At 42.3% G+C, this 20,877-nt stretch carries 17 protein-coding genes; 14 read left to right on the plus strand and 3 right to left on the minus strand.

Annotated features, from left to right (window positions below; all coding sequences use genetic code 11):
* The first annotated feature begins 132 nt into the window (after positions 1–132).
* From arcA to HMPREF9960_RS08130, 5 genes are all read left to right on the plus strand, one after another.
* Positions 133–1,362 (plus strand): arginine deiminase, encoded by a 1,230-nt coding sequence (gene arcA / locus HMPREF9960_RS08110; protein WP_005590767.1) that lies wholly within the window; start codon positions 133–135, stop codon positions 1,360–1,362.
* A 57-nt stretch (positions 1,363–1,419) separates the two neighbouring features.
* Positions 1,420–2,436, plus strand: coding sequence for an ornithine carbamoyltransferase (gene argF, locus HMPREF9960_RS08115; protein ID WP_005590765.1), 1,017 nt, complete (start codon positions 1,420–1,422; stop codon positions 2,434–2,436).
* A 158-nt stretch (positions 2,437–2,594) separates the two neighbouring features.
* On the plus strand, positions 2,595–3,542 hold the full coding sequence (gene arcC, locus HMPREF9960_RS08120; protein ID WP_005590764.1) for a carbamate kinase: 948 nt from the start codon (positions 2,595–2,597) through the stop codon (positions 3,540–3,542).
* A gap of 212 nt (positions 3,543–3,754) precedes the next feature.
* Positions 3,755–5,269 carry a YfcC family protein gene (locus tag HMPREF9960_RS08125; protein WP_005590763.1) on the plus strand — a complete coding sequence of 505 codons (1,515 nt, stop codon included), beginning with the start codon at positions 3,755–3,757 and terminating at the stop codon, positions 5,267–5,269.
* Positions 5,270–5,289: 20 nt separating this feature from the next.
* The gene (locus HMPREF9960_RS08130) at positions 5,290–6,624 is read left to right on the plus strand and encodes a dipeptidase (protein WP_005590762.1); all 1,335 of its coding nucleotides are present in this window, start codon (positions 5,290–5,292) and stop codon (positions 6,622–6,624) included.
* A gap of 82 nt (positions 6,625–6,706) precedes the next feature.
* On the opposite strand, the gene HMPREF9960_RS08135 is transcribed toward HMPREF9960_RS08130, so the two are convergent.
* Positions 6,707–7,177, minus strand: coding sequence for an arginine repressor (locus tag HMPREF9960_RS08135; protein WP_005590761.1), 471 nt, complete (start codon positions 7,175–7,177; stop codon positions 6,707–6,709).
* Between the two features lie 13 nt (positions 7,178–7,190).
* Positions 7,191–8,219, minus strand: coding sequence for a tRNA preQ1(34) S-adenosylmethionine ribosyltransferase-isomerase QueA (gene queA, locus HMPREF9960_RS08140; RefSeq protein ID WP_005590760.1), 1,029 nt, complete (start codon positions 8,217–8,219; stop codon positions 7,191–7,193).
* A gap of 317 nt (positions 8,220–8,536) precedes the next feature.
* Here queA and HMPREF9960_RS08145 point away from each other — a divergent pair, with 317 nt between their 5' ends.
* The 9 genes from HMPREF9960_RS08145 (at position 8,537) to alaS (ending at position 20,274) form a co-directional block, all read left to right on the plus strand.
* A complete protein-coding gene (locus tag HMPREF9960_RS08145) occupies positions 8,537–9,244 on the plus strand; it encodes a glucosamine-6-phosphate deaminase (RefSeq protein WP_005590758.1) in 708 nt (235 codons plus the stop codon).
* Positions 9,245–9,349: 105 nt separating this feature from the next.
* On the plus strand, positions 9,350–10,693 hold the full coding sequence (locus HMPREF9960_RS08150) for a D-alanyl-D-alanine carboxypeptidase family protein (protein WP_005590757.1): 1,344 nt from the start codon (positions 9,350–9,352) through the stop codon (positions 10,691–10,693).
* Between the two features lie 232 nt (positions 10,694–10,925).
* Positions 10,926–12,092 carry an MFS transporter gene (locus HMPREF9960_RS08155; protein ID WP_037586343.1) on the plus strand — a complete coding sequence of 389 codons (1,167 nt, stop codon included), beginning with the start codon at positions 10,926–10,928 and terminating at the stop codon, positions 12,090–12,092.
* Between the two features lie 158 nt (positions 12,093–12,250).
* The gene (locus tag HMPREF9960_RS08160; RefSeq protein WP_005590755.1) at positions 12,251–13,210 is read left to right on the plus strand and encodes a competence protein CoiA; all 960 of its coding nucleotides are present in this window, start codon (positions 12,251–12,253) and stop codon (positions 13,208–13,210) included.
* Positions 13,211–13,230: 20 nt separating this feature from the next.
* A complete protein-coding gene (gene pepF, locus HMPREF9960_RS08165) occupies positions 13,231–15,033 on the plus strand; it encodes an oligoendopeptidase F (protein ID WP_005592387.1) in 1,803 nt (600 codons plus the stop codon).
* A gap of 1 nt (position 15,034) precedes the next feature.
* On the plus strand, positions 15,035–15,718 hold the full coding sequence (locus HMPREF9960_RS08170) for an O-methyltransferase (protein ID WP_005590753.1): 684 nt from the start codon (positions 15,035–15,037) through the stop codon (positions 15,716–15,718).
* Between the two features lie 110 nt (positions 15,719–15,828).
* Positions 15,829–16,905, plus strand: a complete 1,077-nt coding sequence (gene prsA, locus HMPREF9960_RS08175; protein ID WP_005592327.1) for a peptidylprolyl isomerase PrsA — start codon at positions 15,829–15,831, stop codon at positions 16,903–16,905.
* A 234-nt stretch (positions 16,906–17,139) separates the two neighbouring features.
* Positions 17,140–17,622 carry an LURP-one-related/scramblase family protein gene (locus HMPREF9960_RS08180; RefSeq protein ID WP_005592412.1) on the plus strand — a complete coding sequence of 161 codons (483 nt, stop codon included), beginning with the start codon at positions 17,140–17,142 and terminating at the stop codon, positions 17,620–17,622.
* Positions 17,623–17,655: 33 nt separating this feature from the next.
* Positions 17,656–20,274, plus strand: a complete 2,619-nt coding sequence (gene alaS, locus HMPREF9960_RS08185; protein ID WP_005590749.1) for an alanine--tRNA ligase — start codon at positions 17,656–17,658, stop codon at positions 20,272–20,274.
* A 134-nt stretch (positions 20,275–20,408) separates the two neighbouring features.
* Here alaS and HMPREF9960_RS08190 read toward each other — a convergent pair whose 3' ends face one another.
* A complete protein-coding gene (locus tag HMPREF9960_RS08190; protein ID WP_005590748.1) occupies positions 20,409–20,876 on the minus strand; it encodes a hypothetical protein in 468 nt (155 codons plus the stop codon).
* Position 20,877: the final 1 nt, after the last annotated feature.

Raw genomic sequence — 20,877 nt, forward strand, 5'->3', positions numbered from 1 at the left:
TGTTTTATAAAAAAAGCAAAGGATTTGGCATTTGTAATGTAAGATTTTAGGTGTAAGCCTTTCCAATCCATGATAGAATAATAGCATAAAAGGGATTGGGAAACCAAACCTCAACGAAAAGGAGGACAATAGATGTCTACACATCCAATTCATGTTTTCTCAGAAATTGGAAAACTGAAAAAAGTTATGTTGCACCGTCCGGGCAAAGAGCTGGAAAACTTGCTACCGGACTACCTAGAACGTCTTCTTTTTGATGACATTCCTTTCTTGGAAGATGCTCAAAAAGAACACGATGCATTCGCTCAAGCTCTTCGTGATGAAGGAATTGAAGTTCTTTATCTCGAAAAATTGGCTGCTGAATCCTTGATTTCTCCAGAAATTCGTGAACAGTTCATCGAAGAATATTTGGAAGAAGCAAATATTCGTGGACGTGAAACTAAGAAAGCTATTCGTGAATTGCTGCATGGTATCAAGGACAACCAAGAGTTGGTTGAAAAAACAATGGCAGGGGTTCAAAAAGCTGAATTGCCAGAAATTCCTGACGAAGCGAAGGGTCTGACTGACTTGGTAGAATCAGATTATCCATTTGCGATTGATCCAATGCCAAACCTTTACTTCACACGCGATCCATTTGCAACCATTGGTAATGCCGTATCGCTCAACCACATGTTTGCTGATACTCGTAACCGTGAAACACTTTACGGTAAATACATCTTCAAATATCACCCAGAATATGCTGGAAAAGTGGAATTGGTTTACAACCGTGAAGAAGATACTCGTATCGAAGGTGGAGATGAGTTAGTTCTTTCTAAAGATGTATTGGCAGTTGGTATTTCTCAACGTACAGATGCAGCATCTATCGAAAAACTTTTGGTGAACATCTTCAAGAAGAATGTTGGCTTCAAGAAAGTATTGGCATTTGAATTTGCTAACAACCGTAAATTCATGCACTTAGACACTGTCTTCACTATGGTTGACTATGACAAGTTCACCATTCACCCAGAAATCGAAGGCGACCTTCGTGTTTACTCAGTCACTTATGAAAACGAAAAACTGAAGATCGTTGAAGAAAAAGGTGACTTGGCTGAGCTTCTGGCTCAAAACCTTGGCGTAGAAAAAGTTCATTTGATTCGTTGTGGTGGTGGCAATATCGTAGCAGCTGGACGTGAACAATGGAATGACGGTTCTAACACCTTGACTATCGCTCCTGGTGTGGTAGTAGTGTATGACCGCAATACCGTAACCAACAAGATTTTGGAAGAATACGGGCTTCGCTTGATTAAGATTCGCGGAAGTGAATTGGTTCGGGGCCGTGGTGGACCTCGTTGTATGTCTATGCCATTTGAACGTGAAGAAGTTTAATTCGTGTTCGACAATTTATCAATAGAAATTTAATAACTAGAAAGAGGAAATAACAGAATGACACATTCAGTATTCCAAGGACGTAGCTTCCTTGCAGAAAAAGACTTTACTCGTGCAGAATTAGAATACCTAATCGGACTTTCAGCTCATTTGAAAGACTTGAAGAAACGCAATATTCAGCACCACTATCTTGCTGGTAAGAATATCGCTCTCTTGTTTGAAAAAACATCTACTCGTACGCGTGCAGCCTTTACTACAGCAGCTATCGACCTTGGTGCACATCCAGAATACCTTGGTGCTAATGATATTCAGCTTGGTAAGAAAGAATCTACAGAAGATACTGCTAAAGTATTGGGACGTATGTTTGACGGGATTGAATTCCGCGGTTTCAGCCAACGCATGGTAGAAGAATTGGCAGAATTCTCAGGTGTTCCAGTATGGAATGGTTTGACTGACGAATGGCACCCAACTCAAATGCTTGCTGACTACTTGACAGTTCAAGAAAACTTTGGTCGTTTGGAAGGATTGACATTGGTATACTGTGGTGATGGACGTAACAACGTTGCCAACAGCTTGCTCGTAACAGGAGCTATCCTTGGCGTTAATGTTCACATCTTCTCACCAAAAGAACTCTTCCCAGAAAAAGAAATTGTTGAATTGGCAGAAGGCTTTGCTAAAGAAAGCGGCGCACACATCCTCATCACGGAAGACGCAGACGAAGCTGTTAAAGGTGCAGATGTACTTTACACAGACGTTTGGGTATCTATGGGTGAAGAAGACAAATTCGCAGAACGCGTTGCACTTTTGAAACCTTACCAAGTTAACATGGAATTGGTGAAGAAAGCTGACAATGAAGACTTGATCTTCTTGCACTGCTTGCCAGCATTCCACGATACAAATACTGTATACGGTAAAGATGTCGCTGAAAAATTTGGCGTAGAAGAAATGGAAGTAACAGACGAAGTCTTCCGCAGCAAATACGCTCGCCACTTTGACCAAGCAGAAAACCGTATGCACACAATCAAAGCTGTTATGGCTGCTACACTCGGCAACCTTTACATTCCAAAAGTATAATTTATAAACCGTAATACCAACAGCTATGAGGGCTGCGACTAATAGCTTTAGTCCAGTCCTCTTTTATATGATGGAAATCTGTTATTTCTTATAAAAATTTGAAAAAATATTAAACCGAAATCTAAAGGCATTCAATTGAATGTGATAAAGGAGAATTTATGGCAAATCGTAAAATAGTAGTGGCTTTGGGAGGAAATGCGATTCTTTCTTCTGATCCATCAGCAAAAGCTCAACAAGAAGCTTTGGTGGAAACAGCCAAGCACCTTGTAAAATTGATCAAAAATGGGGATGATTTGATCATCACTCACGGTAATGGTCCTCAAGTTGGAAATCTTTTGCTCCAACACTTGGCGGCTGATTCTGAAAAGAACCCTGCTTTCCCACTAGATTCACTTGTTGCTATGACAGAAGGTAGCATCGGTTTCTGGCTGCAAAATGCCTTGCAGAATGCTCTCTTGGATGAAGGCATCGAAAAAGATGTTGCTTCAGTTGTGACACAAGTTGTTGTCGATAAGAATGACCCAGCTTTTGTCAACTTGAGCAAACCAATCGGTCCTTTCTACTCAGAAGAAGAAGCAAAAGTAGAAGCTGAAAAGAGCGGAGCAACTTTCAAAGAGGATGCTGGTCGTGGCTGGCGTAAGGTCGTTGCTTCACCAAAACCTGTTGATATCAAGGAAATCGAAACAATTCGTACCCTCTTGAATGCTGGTCAAGTGGTCGTTGCTGCTGGTGGTGGCGGTATCCCAGTCATCAAGGAAGACAACGGTCATTTGGCTGGTGTTGAAGCTGTTATTGATAAAGACTTTGCTTCTCAACGCTTGGCAGAATTAGTCGAAGCTGACCTCTTCATCGTCTTGACTGGTGTAGATTACGTCTTTGTCAACTATAACAAACCAGACCAAGAAAAGTTGGAACATGTGAATGTTGCTCAGCTGGAAGAATATATCAAACAAGACCAATTTGCCCCTGGCAGCATGCTTCCAAAAGTAGAAGCAGCTATCGCTTTTGTCAACGGTCGTCCAGAAGGAAAAGCAGTTATTACTTCCCTTGAAAATCTTGGCGCTTTGATCGAATCTGAAAGCGGCACAATTATTGAAAAAGAATAAGCTATTTTACTAGTAAAATATATGGTATTTCTAACGTCTTTATATCAAGTTAGGAATATTTCTTGAAAATAAATGCGATATTTTCAAAAAATACTAGTTTTTTAGACCTTAATGTGGTAAAATAAATATAAATAGAAAGCGTTTTTCTTAAATATTTATTTAAGAAAGTGGTTGGTTTTTTGCACTTTGTTAGACATTAGGAGGAAAAACAAATGAGTGAAAAAGCTAAAAAAGGGTTTAAGATGCCTTCATCTTACACCGTCTTGTTGATAATCATTGCTATTATGGCAGTGTTGACTTGGATCATTCCTGCGGGTGCCTTTGTGGATGGTGTTTACAAAGCCCAACCTCAAAATCCGCAAGGGATTTGGGATGTCCTCATGGCACCGATTCGGGCTATGCTAGGTACTCATCCAGAGGAAGGATCGCTGATTAAAGAAACCAGCGCAGCGATTGATGTAGCCTTCTTCATCCTCATGGTTGGTGGTTTCCTTGGCGTTGTCAATGAAACTGGTATGCTAGATACTGGTATTGCTTCTATTGTGAAGAAATACAAGGGCCGCGAAAAGATGTTGATTTTGGTTCTCATGCCTTTGTTTGCCCTCGGTGGTACAACTTATGGTATGGGTGAAGAAACCATGGCCTTCTATCCTCTCCTTGTGCCAGTTATGATGGCCGTTGGATTTGATAGCTTGACTGGGGTTGCTATTATCTTGCTCGGTTCACAGATTGGATGTTTGGCATCTACCTTGAATCCATTTGCAACAGGTATCGCTTCATCAACTGCTGGTGTAAGTCTTGGTGAAGGAATTATCCTTCGTTTGATCTTCTGGTTTGTCTTGACTGGTCTTAGTACTTGGTTTGTTTATCGCTATGCAGATAAGATCCAAAAAGATCCAACTAAGTCTCTCACTTATGCAACACGTGAAGAAGATATGAAATTCTTCAATGTTGGAGATGATGAAGAAAACGTTAATTCAACTCTTACTAAGAAACAAAAACATGTCTTCGTACTCTTTGTTCTTACTTTCGTCTTGATGGTATTGAGCTTCATTCCATGGACAGGCCTTCATATTAACCTTTTTGATAACTTCAACACTTGGTTGACTGGTCTTCCAGTTATCGGTAAGATTATTGGTTCATCTACAGCTGCTTTGGGTACTTGGTACTTCCCAGAAGGCGCAATGCTCTTCGCCTTTATGGGTATCCTTATTGGTGTTGTTTATGGTCTTAAAGAAGACAAGATTATCTCTGCTTTTATGAATGGTGCTGCTGACTTGCTCAGTGTAGCCTTGATCGTAGCAATTGCTCGTGGTATCCAAGTTATCATGAACGATGGTATGATTACAGATACTATCCTCAACTGGGGTAAAGAAGGCCTGAGCGGTCTGTCTTCACAAGTCTTTATCGTTTTGACTTATATCTTCTATCTGCCTATGTCATTCTTGATCCCATCTTCATCTGGTCTTGCCAGCGCGACTATGGGTATCATGGCTCCGCTCGGAGAATTTGTCAATGTGCGTCCTAGCTTGATTATCACTGCTTACCAATCTGCTTCAGGTGTCTTGAACTTGATCGCACCAACATCTGGTATTGTGATGGGAGCTCTTGCACTTGGACGTATCAACATTGGTACTTGGTGGAAATTCATGGGCAAACTTGTAGTTGCTATCATTGTAGTGACCATTGCTCTCCTTCTTCTTGGAACGTTCATTCCATTCCTATAAAGAGTGAGTGAGGTAATTCCATGAAAACATATATAACAAATCAAGTTAAAGATGAATTTCTTACATCATTAAAGACTTTGATTTCCTACCCTTCGGTACTTAACGAAGGAGAAAATGGAACACCTTTTGGACAAGCAATTCAAGATGTCCTAGAAAAAACTTTAGAGATTTGTCGAAGTTTAGGTTTCACTACCTATCTTGACCCTAAAGGTTATTACGGATATGCAGAAATCGGTCAGGGAGCAGAGCTCCTGGCCGTTCTCTGTCATTTGGATGTTGTTCCATCAGGTGATGAAGCGGATTGGCGGACACCGCCATTTGAGTCAACTATCAAAGATGGCTGGATCTTCGGACGTGGTGTCCAAGATGATAAGGGACCATCTATGGCTGCTCTCTACGCAGTTAAGGCTCTGTTAGATAGCGGAGTTGAATTTAAAAAGCGGGTTCGTTTTATCTTTGGTACGGACGAGGAGACGCTCTGGCGCTGCATGGGACGGTACAATGAACTAGAAGAAACAGCAACGCTTGGCTTTGCACCAGATTCTTCTTTCCCTCTGACCTATGCTGAAAAAGGCCTCTTGCAAGTCAAGCTGCATGGTACTGGCTCAGATCAGCTGGAGCTAGAAGCAGGAGCAGCCTTTAATGTTGTGCCTGGCAAGGCTAGCTATCAAGGGGAGCTTTTAGAGCAGGTCGTGGCAGGTTTGCAGGCAGCTTCTTTTGACTACGAGCAAAATGACCAACAAGTCACTGTTCTCGGTCTACCTAAGCATGCCAAGGATGCAGCTGAAGGTATCAATGCTATTGTTCGGCTAGCGACAGTTTTGCAGCCTTTACAAGCTCATCCTGCTCTGGCCTTTATTGCAGAAGCGGTGGGAGAAGATGCGACTGGTAGCCGTTTATTTGGTGATATTTCGGATGAACCGTCTGGCATACTTTCCTTTAATATTGCAGGTCTGACACTGAACTCAGAAAGGTCTGAAATCCGTATTGATATTCGGATTCCTGTCTTAGCGGATAAAGATCAGTTAGTGGCAAAACTAGCGGATATTGCTGGGCGCTACCAGCTGGACTATGAAGAGTTTGACTATCTGGCTCCGCTTTATGTACCTAAGGACAGCGAACTGGTCAGCACCCTGATGGCTATCTACCAAGAAAAGACTGGCGATACTAGTCCAGCTATGTCCTCTGGTGGGGCAACCTTTGCTCGGACTATGCCAAATTGTGTGGCCTTTGGCGCTCTTTTCCCAGGAGTAGAGCAGACGGAACATCAGGCCAATGAACGAGCGTCTTTGGAAGATCTCTATCGTGCGATGGATATCTATGCTGAGACTATTTTCCGCTTGGCAGGGGAGTAAAATTGCTAGGATAGATGTTAGTTCTACTAATTTTCTTGGCAAAAAATGACAAAAGAGTTGGATTTTCCAACTCTTTTTTTTGTCATTTACTAAAGAAGAAGGGGGGTGCAAATTCTTTGAGTTTATCAAAGCATTCGATAGCAGCTTGATTATCTTCGCAGATGATCAGGCAGACATCGTCTCCGCAGACTGTAGCAACAATCTGGGGTAATTCCAGAGCGTCTAAAATGGCACCAAAAGATTGGGCTAGTCCGGGCAAGGTTTTCATGACGACTTGATGCTGAACGGGGCGGAGCATGACGAGGGCATCTTCCATATAGAAGCGCAGCCTTTTCTCCCAACGAGAAGGGGCGATGCTGTTAATGACATAATAGGATTTGTCGTTTTCGGTCACCTTGACTAGATTGAGAGTTTTCATGTCACGAGAGAGAGTAGACTGGGTGACAATGACGCCGTTTGCTTCCAGTAGTTCTTGGAGTTCCTGCTGGGTATGGACTCTTTTTTCCATGATGAGGGAGCGAATGAGGCGATGCCTACTTTCGATTTTATTCATAGATTCACCTGTATTATTTGATAAACATAGCGTCGCCAAAGCTGAAGAAGCGGTAGCGCTCAGCGATAGCATACTCATAGGCTTCAAGTGTCAGTTGGCGTCCAGCAAAAGCTGATACCAGCATGACAAGGGTTGATTTTGGCAAGTGGAAGTTGGTTGAAAAAGCATCGACAATCTTCCACTGATAGCCCGGTTTGATAAAGATATTGGTCCAGCCGGAGTCTGCTTGGATTTGACCCTCGAATTTGCTGCCGATTGTTTCCAGTGTTCGGATAGAAGTGGTGCCGACAGCAATGATGCGGTGGCCGCTTGCCTTGACTTGGCGCAGGGTCTCGGCTGCTTCTTCAGACAAGCTATAAAATTCGGAATGCATTTCATGCTCTTCCAAGTTGTCAACTGATACAGGACGGAAGGTTCCAAGCCCCACATGCAGCGTCAGGTAGACGAGTTTAACGCCTTTTGCCGCAATTTTATCCAGCAATTCCTCTGTGAAATGGAGGCCAGCGGTTGGAGCAGCGGCGGAGCCGTTTTCTTTAGCATAGACTGTCTGGTAGCGTTCACGGTCTTCTAGCTTCTCGTGGATATAAGGCGGCAGGGGCATTTCACCCAAACTTTCTAGGACTTCTAAGAAAATGCCCTGATAATCAAAGCGAACGATCCGTCCGCCGTGTTCTAGCTCTTCTGTAACAGTGGCAGTCAAACGGCCATCACCGAAAGAAACACGCGTTCCGACTCTGAGTCGTTTGGCAGGCTTAGCTAGGACTTCCCAGAAGTCTCCTTGGGTATTTTTCAAGAGTAGGAGCTCGACATGGCCACCGGTTTCAGGTTTGGTCCCATAAAGGCGAGCTGGCAGGACACGAGTGTTGTTCATAACCAAGGCATCACCTGGCTCAAGTTGGTCAATAATATTGTCAAAATGTTGGTCACTAAACTGGCCAGTTTCCCGATCTACAATGAGCAGGCGAGAAGAGTCTCGCTTCTCCAGAGGGGTTTGAGCAATCAGTTCTTCCGGCAAGTGAAAATCAAAATCAGCAGTATTCATTCTATCTCCTTAAATAGTTCTCATGATCCAAATATAGTAGGCGGCAAGTAAAAAGGGAATACTGATAAAGAAAATTCCCAAGCATAAAAAAATTAGTTGCCAACCTAGATGTTTTTTTAAGAAAAGTCCAGCGGTAAAAAGGGCAATTCCCAGTAAAAAGATTATAATCATTGGTAATAGCATGCTTTTATTATACCATGATTTGACGCCAAGTCTCTCAGTAAAATTTGAAAAAATTAAGTAGAATCTACTTGACAAAAATTGGTCTATACCATATAATAAAATAAGGAATCAATCAAGAAAAATAGGAGAATAGAATGAAAGTTATTCGTGTTGAGAATCAAGTAGAAGGCGCAAAGGTAGCTTTAGAAATCTTGAAAGAAAAGCTAGTTCAGGGGGCCAAAACATTGGGGTTGGCAACAGGAAGTAGCCCGATTGAGTTTTACAAGCAAATCATTGCCAGTAACCTAGATTTGTCAGAGCTGACCAGTGTAAACTTGGATGAGTATGTGGGACTTTCAGAAGATAATCCCCAGTCTTACCGTTACTTTATGAATGAGCAGCTATTTAATAAAAAGCCTTTCAAAGAGAGCTTTTTGCCAAACGGTGCAGCAGAAGATGTGGAAACAGAAGTGAAACGCTACAATCAAGTCTTGGCTGATCATCCAGTGGATTTGCAAATTTTGGGAATTGGAACCAATGGTCATATTGGCTTTAATGAACCAGGAACTAGTTTTGATAGCACTGTCCATATTGTCGATTTGGAGCAGTCAACTATCCAAGCGAACGCTCGCTTCTTTGAGAAACTAGAGGACGTACCGACTCAAGCCATCTCAATGGGAATTCGGAATATCTTAGATGCAAAATCAATCATCCTCTTTGCCTATGGCGCTTCTAAAGCTCAAGCCATCGCAGGAACAGTCCGAGGAGAGGTGACAGAAACTGTGCCAGCTAGCGCCCTTCAAGGCCATGAAGATGTCGTGATTATTGCAGACAAAGAAGCTCTAAGTTTATTAGAAGCTTAACAATCTATTTCCTATCTAATTTTTAGGTAGGATTTTTTATATTTATCAAAAATCTGATTAAAAATATGATATACTAGTTAGGAATGATTTTTTTGGAGGATAAATGTGAAGAAGAAGTTTTTGGTGTTTGGATTGATTTTGTCTGCCTTTCTATCACCGCTTTCTGCTGCGGCGGATGAATTGGTAGATATGGCACGAAAAATGTATCCCAATGAAAATGTACAAGCAATCAATCGCCCTAAGTCATCTTTGATGATTGACGGAAATACGGGCGATATACTGTGGCAGGATAACATCGATGAGGTTCGCGATCCAGCCAGCATGAGTAAGATCATGACCTTGTACTTAGTTTTTGAAGCCATTAAAGAGGGAAAACTCAGTTTAGATACGGTGATTAAGGCGACGCCGCAAGATCAAGCTGTTGCGGGAATTTATGAAATTTCCAATAATAAAATTGTGGCTGGGGTCAATTATACTGTTTCTGAGCTGATTACCATGACAGTTGTACCCTCTTCTAACGCAACAACAGTGATGCTGGCAAATTACCTATCAGATAACGATCCCGATGCTTTCTTGGATAAGATGAACGCGAAAGCGCAGGAACTAGGTATGACCAACACAAAATGGTTTAATGCCAGTGGTGCTGCAGCGGTTTCCTTTAAAGGTTACTATACTCCTCAAAGATATAATAACTACGCTAGCAACCAAACAACTGCGCGTGATTTAGGAATTTTAGTTTATAATTTTGTAAAGAACTATCCAGATATTTTAAACTATACCAATCAGGCCAAAGTGACCGTCAAGGCTGGCACGCCTTATGAAGAAACGTTTGAGACTTATAATTACTCACTGCCGGGTGCTCGCTACGCTCTGGAGGGAGTAGATGGTCTGAAGACGGGTTCAAGTCCGAACGGTGCCTTCAACTACATTGCAACTGTCAAGCGCGGAAACCAGCGCGTGATTGGCGTTATCATGGGCGTTGGTGACTGGGCTGACCAAGATGGTGAATATTATCGTCATCCATTTGGAAATGCCTTGATTGAAAAATCTTATGCTGACTACGAGTACAAGAAACTGTTCTCTAAAGGGAAGCAGGAGATTGATGGAAAAACTTACAATCTGCCAGAAGATTTTTATGCGACAATCAAAAAAGATGCGAAGGTAAAACCTGCAGTTGAGAATGGTGTCTTGAAGGCCGGAAATGATCTATACACGCTCTCTCCAAAGATCTCTGATGAGATGAAAGTGGAGGAAGTAGATGCTTCTGTTACCCAGTCTGCCAAAGAAGAAGTCACTAAGAAAGAAAATAATAAAACTTGGTATAGTGACTTGCTAAGCAACCGCTGGTTAATTGCCTTGCCAATTGTCATTATTGTCCTGATTTTCTATATTGAGAATCGTAAATCACGAAAAGCTAAAGCAAGAGCTAGAAAGCAAAGATTTAAATAAAGGCTTGTGCTTATTTTGCAAGCTGAGATAGAGGCTGGGACAAAAGTCCTAGCCTCTCAATTGTCTTTGGATTGTCGAGCAAGACGCAGTGGTTGAGTGGGCTCTACTACGCTGATTTCATCAGCTTTTACAGCCCTACTCAACTGTGCGGAGGTGGGACGACGAAATCGAATTCTAACGAATTACCGATTTCTGTCCCACTCTCTATTCTATTTTTGGAGAGGTTTTGATGATGGGGAAAAAGTTTTCTAATAGCTATTTTGCTTATTTTTTGATGTATAATTTTTATTTTCTGTCCAATTCATTGTTTTCGACCTTGATATCTGTTTATATGCTGGATAAGGGGTACACGGCTGGTCAAGTATCTATCGTCGTATCAGCTTCTTTCTTTTCTTCCATGCTGGCTCAGCCGATCATGGGGCTGTTAAATGATACTCTTGGCATCAAGAGAGTTTCGCTTATCAGTTTTTTCCTGATTATCTTGGGAGACATCTTTTTCATGGAGGCTGATAATCTATGGCTCTTAGCTATCTGGTATAGTTTTGTCTTGATGCTCATCAATGGGGTGGGTACCGTGATGGATGTACTGGCAACCCAAAGTCCTTATAAATATGGTAAAATCCGAATTTGGGGAACAATCGGTTATGCCGTCGGTTCACAGCTGGCAGGTTTGATTTATAAGAATATTTCTCCCCAGGCCATCTATCTGGTCTTTATCGGGACTATGATGCTGAGTATTTTAGGGGTTCTTGGGATGAATCCCAAGCGGGATAGGTTGACTAAAAAGGCTGAAAAACGAGGCCATTCGCTCTTTTCAGCTATACTTAAAAACAGAACCTATCTTTTTTATCTTTTCCTTGTTGCCCTATACTCTGGTGTGGGCAATACAGGGCATACCTATATTCCTTCCATGCTAGAATCCAGTGGCTTGAGTGTTGATTGGGCAACGACTGTTGTCGCTGTTTCTGTACTCTGTGAGGCACCCTTGATCTTTTATTCCTATCTTTTCATGGATAAGATAGCTGTCAAAAAGTTGCTCTATATCTGCTTAGGTATGATGCTTTTTCAGTATGCGGTTTATGCTTTGAACTTTGGCTTAGGCTCGAAAATCGTAGTCACTCTGCTTTCCAAGCATGCTTCTGGCATGGTACTGACTATGCTTAGTCTGCGCATCGTGGCAAATTTAGTAGATGAAAAATATTTGGTGACCGCTTTTGCATTACTACAGACAGGGAGAAATCTAGGAACAATTTTCATACAGAATATGTCAGGGTCTATCTTAGATGGTTTTGGCTATGGTAGTATGAATTTCATGTTGGCAGCAATTATAGGTCTAGTGCTCTTGCTTGCTCTCTTTTTGAAAGTTCCTGAAAAAAAGAATCAGAATTTATTTGGATAAGGAAAAACGAGTCTGGAAACTTTTCAGCTCGTTTTTGTTTGGTGAGATTACATAAGTGAGAGAATAGATAATACTTCGTTCCATTTCACAAGCCCTCTCTTTGGCTTTTTAATTACGAATAAAGATATAAAAGACATTATATTGAAAGGGAAATACTCATGTTGCTTGCGAAAAATAAAGAGGGGATTTTGCTGAATGCGATGGAAAATCAGCCGTCTCTAGGCGAACAAACCTTTTGTCCGGCCTGTTCGGGAGCGGTCCGCTTCAAAAAAGGAAGGGTCATGCGACCGCATTTTGCTCATATTTCTCTTGAAAATTGTTCGTTTTATACGGAAAATGAAAGTGCGGAGCATTTGAACTTGAAAGCTGGCCTTTATAGCTGGGGAAAGCAAAGCCAAGAGATTCAGGTGGAGGCCTTTTTACCTGAGATAAGGCAGATTGCCGACCTTTTGGTAGATGGTCGCATAGCTCTGGAGGTTCAATGCAGTCCTCTTAGTCAGGAACGACTTGAGGAAAGGACGCTGTCCTATCGGCAGCATGGCTATCAAGTTCTCTGGCTCTTAGGCAAGAAATTATGGTTAAAACAGTCACTGACGAAACTGCAAAAGGACTTTCTTTATTTTAGTCAAAATATGGGCTTTCATCTTTGGGAATTGGATGAGAAAAAGCAGGAGCTTCGGCTTAAATATCTCATTCACGAGGACTTGCATGGGCGAGCTCAGTACAAGGTCAAATCCTTTCCTTTTGGTCAATGCTGCCTTTTATCCGTCTTGCGCAAGCCTTTTCAGAAGCAGGGGATAGAAAGTTATCTGGCGCGGCAGGATCCAGAGATTTGTCGCTATGTTCGTCAGCAGCTTTATTACCAGCAGCCTCGCTGGATGAAGCTCCAAGCCCAGCTCTATCAGAAAGGAGACAATCTTCTGACCAAGTCAGTAGAGGATTTTTATCCGCAGGTTCGGCCTGTTCAAGCCAGCTCCTTTTGCCAAATAACAAGAGACTTGACGTCCTATTACCAGCACTTTCATCGCTATTATCAGGCTGAAAAAAATAAGCAGCTTCAAATTATCTATCCACCAGTATTTTATGCGAGGATTTCCCCCACTTTTATGATAAAATAGAAAAGATGGAGGAAATTTCTATGGCAAAACAAAGAAATGAAATTGAAGAAAAATATACTTGGGATTTGACAACCATTTTCCCAACAGATGAAGCCTTTGAAGCGGAGTTGGCGCAGGTTTCAGAAGAAGTGAGGAAAGCAGCTGGTCTGGCTGGGCATTTGCTGGATTCGGCTGACAGTCTTTTGACAACGACGGAAATCCAGTTGGACTTGATGCGCCGGATTGAAAAGCTTTATTCTTATGCTCACATGAAGAATGACCAGGATACTCGTGTGGCTAAGTATCAAGAATATCAGGCTAAGGGGATGACTCTTTATAGCGAATTCGGTCAAAGCTTTGCCTTCTATGAGCCCGAATTTATGGCGATTACAGAAGATCAGTACCAAGCTTTCTTGGCTGAGCAGCCAGCCTTGCAGCTGTATCAGCATTATTTTGACAAGCTTTTGAAAAAGAAAGCCCACATCCTGACCCAGCGCGAAGAGGAGCTGTTGGCTGGTGCTGGTGAAATCTTTGGGGCAGCAGGCGAAACCTTTGCTATCTTGGATAATGCAGATATCGTCTTTCCGATGGTGCATGACGAAGACGGAAATGAAGTTCAGCTTAGCCACGGTAACTATATCACCTTGGTTGAGTCTAAGAACCGAGAGGTCCGCAAAGAAGCTTACGAGGCTCTCTACAGCGTCTACGAGCAGTATCAGCATACCTATGCTAAGACTTTGCAGACCAATGTCAAGGTTCACAATTACAATGCGAAAGTCCGCAAGTTTTCATCTGCCCGTGAAGCAGCCTTGTCAGCGGACTTTATTCCAGAAAGTGTCTATGATAGCCTAGTTTCAGCTGTTAATAAGCATTTGCCTCTTTTGCAGCGTTATATCGCTTTGCGAGCGAAGATTTTAGGCATTTCTGACTTGAAGATGTATGATATGTACACACCTTTGTCAGAGACAGACTACAAGTTCACTTATGAGGAAGCCTTGGCTAAGTCTGAGGAAGTTTTGGCTATTCTGGGTGAGGATTATCTGAGCCGAGTGAAGACAGCATTTTCAGAGCGCTGGATTGATGTTCATGAAAATCAAGGCAAGCGCTCAGGAGCATACTCAGGTGGTTCTTATGATACCAATGCCTTTATGTTGCTTAATTGGCAGGATACACTGGACAATCTCTTTACCTTGGTGCACGAGACAGGCCACAGTATGCACTCCAGCTACACCCGTGAGACCCAACCTTATGTTTACGGAGACTATTCTATTTTCCTAGCTGAGATTGCTTCGACGACTAACGAAAACATCCTGACAGAAAAGCTCTTGGAAGAAGTAGAAGATGATGCAACCCGCTTTGCTATCTTCAATCACTTCTTGGATGGCTTTAGAGGTACGGTCTTCCGTCAAACCCAGTTTGCTGAGTTTGAGCACGCTATCCACAAGGCTGACCAAGAAGGTCAAGTTTTGACCAGCGAGTTTCTCAATGAGCTCTACGCTGACTTGAACGAGAAATACTATGGACTGAAAAAAGAGGATAATCCACAGATTCAGTATGAGTGGGCACGGATTCCGCATTTCTACTATGATTACTATGTTTTCCAATACTCTACAGGATTTGCAGCCGCTTCTGCCTTGGCTGAAAAGATTGTCCATGGTAGCCAAGAAGACAAGGACAAATATCTGGACTATCTCAAAGCTGGGAACTCTGACTATCCGCTCAATGTCATCAAAAAAGCAGGTGTGGATATGGAAAAAGAAGACTATCTAAATGCAGCCTTTGCAGTCTTCGAACGCCGCTTGGATGAATTTGAAGCCTTGGTAGAAAAGTTGGGACTGGCATAAGATGGTCGAGACTTATAATCAAAACTCTAATCCCAATATGCGTCGGCCAGTGGTCAAAGAGGAAGTCGTAGACTTTATGAGACAGCGTCTCCAGCCGGTCACTGGTGGCCTCAAGGAATTGGAGGATTTTGCCAGAGCTGAAAATGTGCCCGTGATTCCCCATGAGACAGTGGCTTATTTCCGCCTGCTACTCGAAAGCCTGCAGCCTGAGAAGATTTTAGAAATCGGGACGGCTATTGGATTTTCGGCCCTTTTGATGGCGGAACATGCGCCTCAGGCTCAGATTACGACTATTGACCGTAATCCAGAGATGATTGAGCTTGCTAAGGCTAATTTTGCTAAGTATGACAGCCGCCAGCAGATCGCCCTGCTGGAAGGCGATGCGGTGGATTTGCTTGAGACACTGGAGGATTCCTACGACCTTGTCTTTATGGACTCTGCCAAGTCCAAGTATGTGGTCTTTCTGCCTCAGGTTCTCAAGCGCCTCAATCCTGGTGGTCTGGTCCTGATTGACGATGTCTTCCAAGGCGGCGATGTTGCCAAGCCTTTTGAGGACATTAAGCGTGGCCAACGAGCTATTTACCGTGGCTTGCATAGCCTGTTTGACGCAACTTTGGACAGTCCAGATTTGACTGCGAGCTTGCTTCCTTTAGGAGATGGGCTGCTTATGATTAGAAAAAAATAATCCCTTCACTTTTTTCTCAAATTCCAAAAATTTTTAGGAAAAATTAAGATATCAAGTTGGATTTGTGGTACAATAGACAAAGTGAATTTATTGAAGGAGTAGATAAAACAATGAAGAAAAAAATCCTTACAGGAGCAGTAACTCTCTTTTCTGTAGTGGCTTTAGCAGCATGTTCACAAACAGCAAAAGATAAAGATATTGTGACAATGAAAGGTGAGACAATCACAGTAAGTGAATTTTACGATCAAGTAAAAAATAATGGTTCCTCTCAACAAGTCTTGCTTCAAATGGCCATTAAGCAAGTTTTTGAAGAAAAGTATGGCAAAAAAGTAACGGATAAAGAGGTTGAAGAAGCCTTTGAAAAAATGAAATCCGCTTATGGTTCTGCCTTCCAAAATGTTCTTGCTCAAAGCGGAATGACAGAAGATGCCTACAGAGACCAGATCCGCGCAAATAAATTGGTTGAATACGCTGTTAAGAAAGCAGCTGAAAAAGAGCTGACAGATGACAACTACAAGGCTTTCTTTGAAACGTATACACCAGAAGTAACAGCTCAAATTATCAAGGTAGACAGTGAAGAAAAGGCTAAGGAAGTGCTTGAAAAAGCCAAGGCTGAGGGAGCAGACTTTGGTCAGTTGGCCAAGGAAAACTCAACCGACAAGGACACAAAAGATAAGGGTGGCGAGGTGAAATTTGATTCAACCTCAACAACAGTTGCGGATGCCGTTAAAAAAGCTACTTTTGCTTTAGAAGAAAATGGCGTTTCTGATGTGATCACTGTACGAGGTAAGCAGAACTATTCAGCAAGTTACTACATTGTTAAATTGGTGAAGAAAACTCAAAAATCTGCAAAATGGACAGATTACAAGAAACAACTAAAAGAGGGAATTCTGACTCAAAAACAAAACGATGCAAGCTTTATTCGTTCTGTTATTTCTAAAGAATTGAAGGAAGCGAATCTGAAAGTGAAGGATCCAGCTTTCCAAAATGTCTTTGCCCAATATGTAGAAGGAGATACTTCTAGCTCATCGTCTAAAGAAGAAAGCAAGTCTCAGTCTTCTAGTTCAGAAGAAAAGAAATCACAATCTTCTAGCTCGGAAGAAGCAAAATCTGGGGCTTCAAGCTCAGAAGAAAGCAAATCAGAAGCTGCTCATACTGAAGAAAACCCAGCTCCTGCAGCAGAATAAGCTTGACGAAAAGCTAAGAAGTCAGTATAATAAAATTATTGAGAATTGATTTTCTAGATCTCAGCTCAGAGAATTGGCGGTGCTGCGAGCCATGTGAGAGGAAAATTCATGCTACTCATGTTTCAAACTAAATAGCTAATGAGAATGACAAGTTCATTGAATGAAGGTGGTACCGCGGTTTTTCGCCCTTCAGACAAAGAGCTTGTCTTTTATCTTGACTCTGGAGGTAAAGCGATGAAGACCTATCTTGTCAAACAGAAATTTCGCCTAGGTGGCGAACGCTTTGATATCAAGGACGATCGAGGTAATGTAGATTACCAAGTAGAAGGATCATTTTTCCAGATTCCGAAGAGTTTCACCATCTATGATGCTCAAGGACAGACAGTTAGCCAGATCAGCAAAATCTTTCTAACATTTTTGCCTCGGTTTGAAATCAAGCTCAGTGACGGGACTAGCTTTTATATTCGCAAGAAACTGACCTTCTTCCGTGATAAATATGAGTTTGACAATTTAGGCCTAAGGATTGAGGGCAATATCTGGGATTTAAATTTCAAATTGCTGGATGATCGTGATCAGCTTGTCGCCGAGATTCGAAAAGAGATTTTCCATTTAACCTCGACTTACACCGTAACCGTCTATGAAGACTCTTATGCAGACCTGGTCATTTCCCTCTGCGTCGCCATTGACTACGTGGAGATGCTGGAAAGTTCATCATAAAAAACATTAAAAAGATTTAAGGAGAAAAATAAAATGAAACAAATGTCAAGTGCTCAAATTCGCCAAATGTGGCTAGATTTCTGGGCAAGCAAAGGCCACTCTGTAGAACCATCAGTCAGCTTGGTTCCAGTAAACGACCCAACTCTTTTATGGATCAACTCAGGGGTAGCAACTCTTAAGAAATATTTTGATGGGACCATTATTCCTGAAAATCCACGCATTACCAATGCGCAAAAAGCGATTCGTACAAACGACATTGAAAACGTAGGGAAGACTGCGCGCCACCATACCATGTTTGAAATGTTGGGGAACTTCTCTATCGGAGATTACTTCCGTGATGAAGCTATTACTTGGGCTTATGAACTTTTGACAAGTCCTGAATGGTTTGACTTCCCAGCTGAAAAACTCTATATGACATACTATCCAGACGATAAAGATTCTTACAACCGCTGGATTGAAGTAGGAGTGGACCCAAGTCACTTGATTCCAATCGAGGATAACTTCTGGGAAATCGGTGCGGGACCTTCTGGACCAGATACAGAGATTTTCTTTGACCGTGGAGAAGCCTTTGACCCAGAAAATATCGGTATTCGCCTGCTTGCAGAAGATATCGAAAACGACCGTTATATCGAAATCTGGAATATCGTTTTGTCACAATTTAACGCAGACCCTGCTGTTCCTCGTAGCGAGTACAAGGAATTGCCACACAAGAACATTGATACGGGCGCTGGTTTGGAGCGTTTGGTGGCAGTTATCCAAGGGGCTAAGACAAACTTTGAAACAGACCTCTTCATGCCAATCATTCGTGAAGTTGAGAAATTGTCTGGTAAGGTCTACGACCAAGATGGCGACAATATGAGCTTTAAGGTTATCGCTGACCACATCCGTTCTCTTTCATTTGCCATCGGTGATGGTGCCCTTCCTGGAAATGAAGGCCGTGGCTATGTTCTTCGTCGTCTTCTCCGTCGTGCTTCCATGCATGGTCAAAAATTGGGTATCAATGAGCCTTTCCTTTACAAGCTCGTTCCAACTGTTGGAAAAATCATGGAAAGTTACTACCCAGAAGTGCTTGAAAAACGGGACTTTATTGAAAAAATCGTTAAGAGCGAAGAAGAGTCATTTGCCCGTACCCTTCACTCAGGTCAACACTTTGCAGAAACCATCGTAGCAGACTTGAAAAAAAAGGGCCAAAGCGTTATCGCGGGGCAAGATGTCTTCAAACTCTACGATACTTACGGATTCCCAGTGGAATTGACAGAAGAAATCGCTGAAGAAGCGGGTATGACTGTGGACCGTGAAGGTTTTGAAGCTGCCATGAAAGAGCAACAAGAACGTGCGCGTGCGTCAGCTGTTAAGGGTGGCTCAATGGGTATGCAAAATGAAACCCTTCAAAATATCACAGTAGAAAGTGTCTTTAACTACAATGCCAGCCAATTGCCTTCTAAGCTGGTGGCTATCGTAGCGGACAATGCTGAAGTTGAAGCTGTTTCAGAAGGAACTGCCTCTCTCATCTTTGCAGAGACTCCATTCTACGCTGAAATGGGTGGACAAGTAGCTGACCACGGTCAAATCTTGGATGCTGCAGGAAACGTTGTAGCGAAAGTGACAGATGTTCAAAAAGCACCTAATGGACAACCACTCCATACTGTTGAAGTTCTTGCACCACTTGCTTTGAACCAAGAATATACATTGGCGATCGATACCAATCGTCGTCTTCGTGTCATGAAGAACCACACGGCGACTCACTTGCTCCATGCAGCCCTTCATAATATCCTGGGAAGTCATGCAACTCAAGCAGGATCTCTAAACGAAGTAGAATTCCTCCGCTTTGACTTCACACACTTCCAAGCAGTAACTCCTGAAGAATTGCGCGCCATTGAACAACAAGTCAATGAGAAAATCTGGGAAGCAATCGCAGTGGAAACTGTTGAGACGGATATTGACACAGCTAAAGAAATGGGAGCCATGGCCCTCTTTGGTGAAAAATACGGCAAGGAAGTCCGTGTCGTTACGATTGGTGACTACTCAGTGGAACTCTGTGGTGGTACCCACGTTGGCAACACTTCTGAGATTGGCCTTTTCAAGATTGTCAAAGAAGAAGGAATCGGATCAGGAACTCGCCGTATCTTGGCAGTGACTGGTAAGGAAGCCTTTGAAGCCTACCGCGAACAAGAGGACGCTCTGAAAGCAGTAGCAGCAACCTTGAAAGTACCGCAACTCAAGGAAGTACCTCACAAGGTCGAAGGTCTTCAAGAGCAACTTCGTCAATTGCAAAAAGAAAATGCAGAGTTGAAAGAAAAAGCTGCAGCTGCAGCTGCAGGCGATGTCTTCAAGGATGTGAAGGAAGTCAACGGCCACCGTTACATCGCTAGTCAAGTTTCTGTATCAGATGCAGGTGCCCTTCGTACCTTTGCGGATAACTGGAAACAAAAAGACTACTCTGACTTGCTTGTCCTAGTCGCAGCTATCGGTGACAAAGTCAATGTCCTCGTAGCTAGCAAGACAAAAGATGTGCATGCAGGAAACCTTGTCAAAGAATTGGCTCCAATCGTCGATGGACGTGGTGGTGGTAAACCAGACATGGCCATGGCAGGAGGAAGCAACCAAGCCAAGATCCAAGAACTCTTGGATGCAGTAGCTGGTAAATTATAAGAAAATAAGGATCTATCCACTTGGGTAGATCTTTTTGCATACTCAAAAAGCCAAATCCGACTGGACTTGGATGGTTGGAATAGCTCGTAAGGAAATTTAAAAGGTATGACGCCTCTGGAATCATACCTTGCTATCTAATGCTCTGTTTTACTTTTAATTCTAGCTCTCAGAAAGCGCAAATCATTAAAAATATAAATTAGAAAAATGATTTGACAAGAGTAAACGCCCCAATCTAGCCTATAAATATCCCTTTGAATAGTGATGGAAAACAGGGCGTACATCATGAAGATAAAACTAGCTATGAATACTAGAAAGGATTGTAGGCTTGCTATAAAAGGATAGCCTCTCTTTTTCAAAATGGATTTGAATAAAATAGCTAGAGCAGGCAAAATGGAAAATAAGGTAAAACAAGTTAAAAAATAGAAAACAGTTAAATTTCTAAAATCTTTTCCCCAAAAGATAGAATCCTCGTTTTGAAAAAGATAAATTGAAAGTGATCGATCGTTTAAAAAGGGTAGGCCAAGGATGACCAGATAAAATACAATCAATAATCCAATTTGCCAAGAGAAACCTGCTTTCCTTCTCTCTTTATTGTCTGACATG

Origin of the sequence: Streptococcus cristatus ATCC 51100 (assembly GCF_000222765.1) — a bacterium.
GTDB classification, from domain to species: Bacteria; Bacillota; Bacilli; order Lactobacillales; family Streptococcaceae; genus Streptococcus; species Streptococcus cristatus.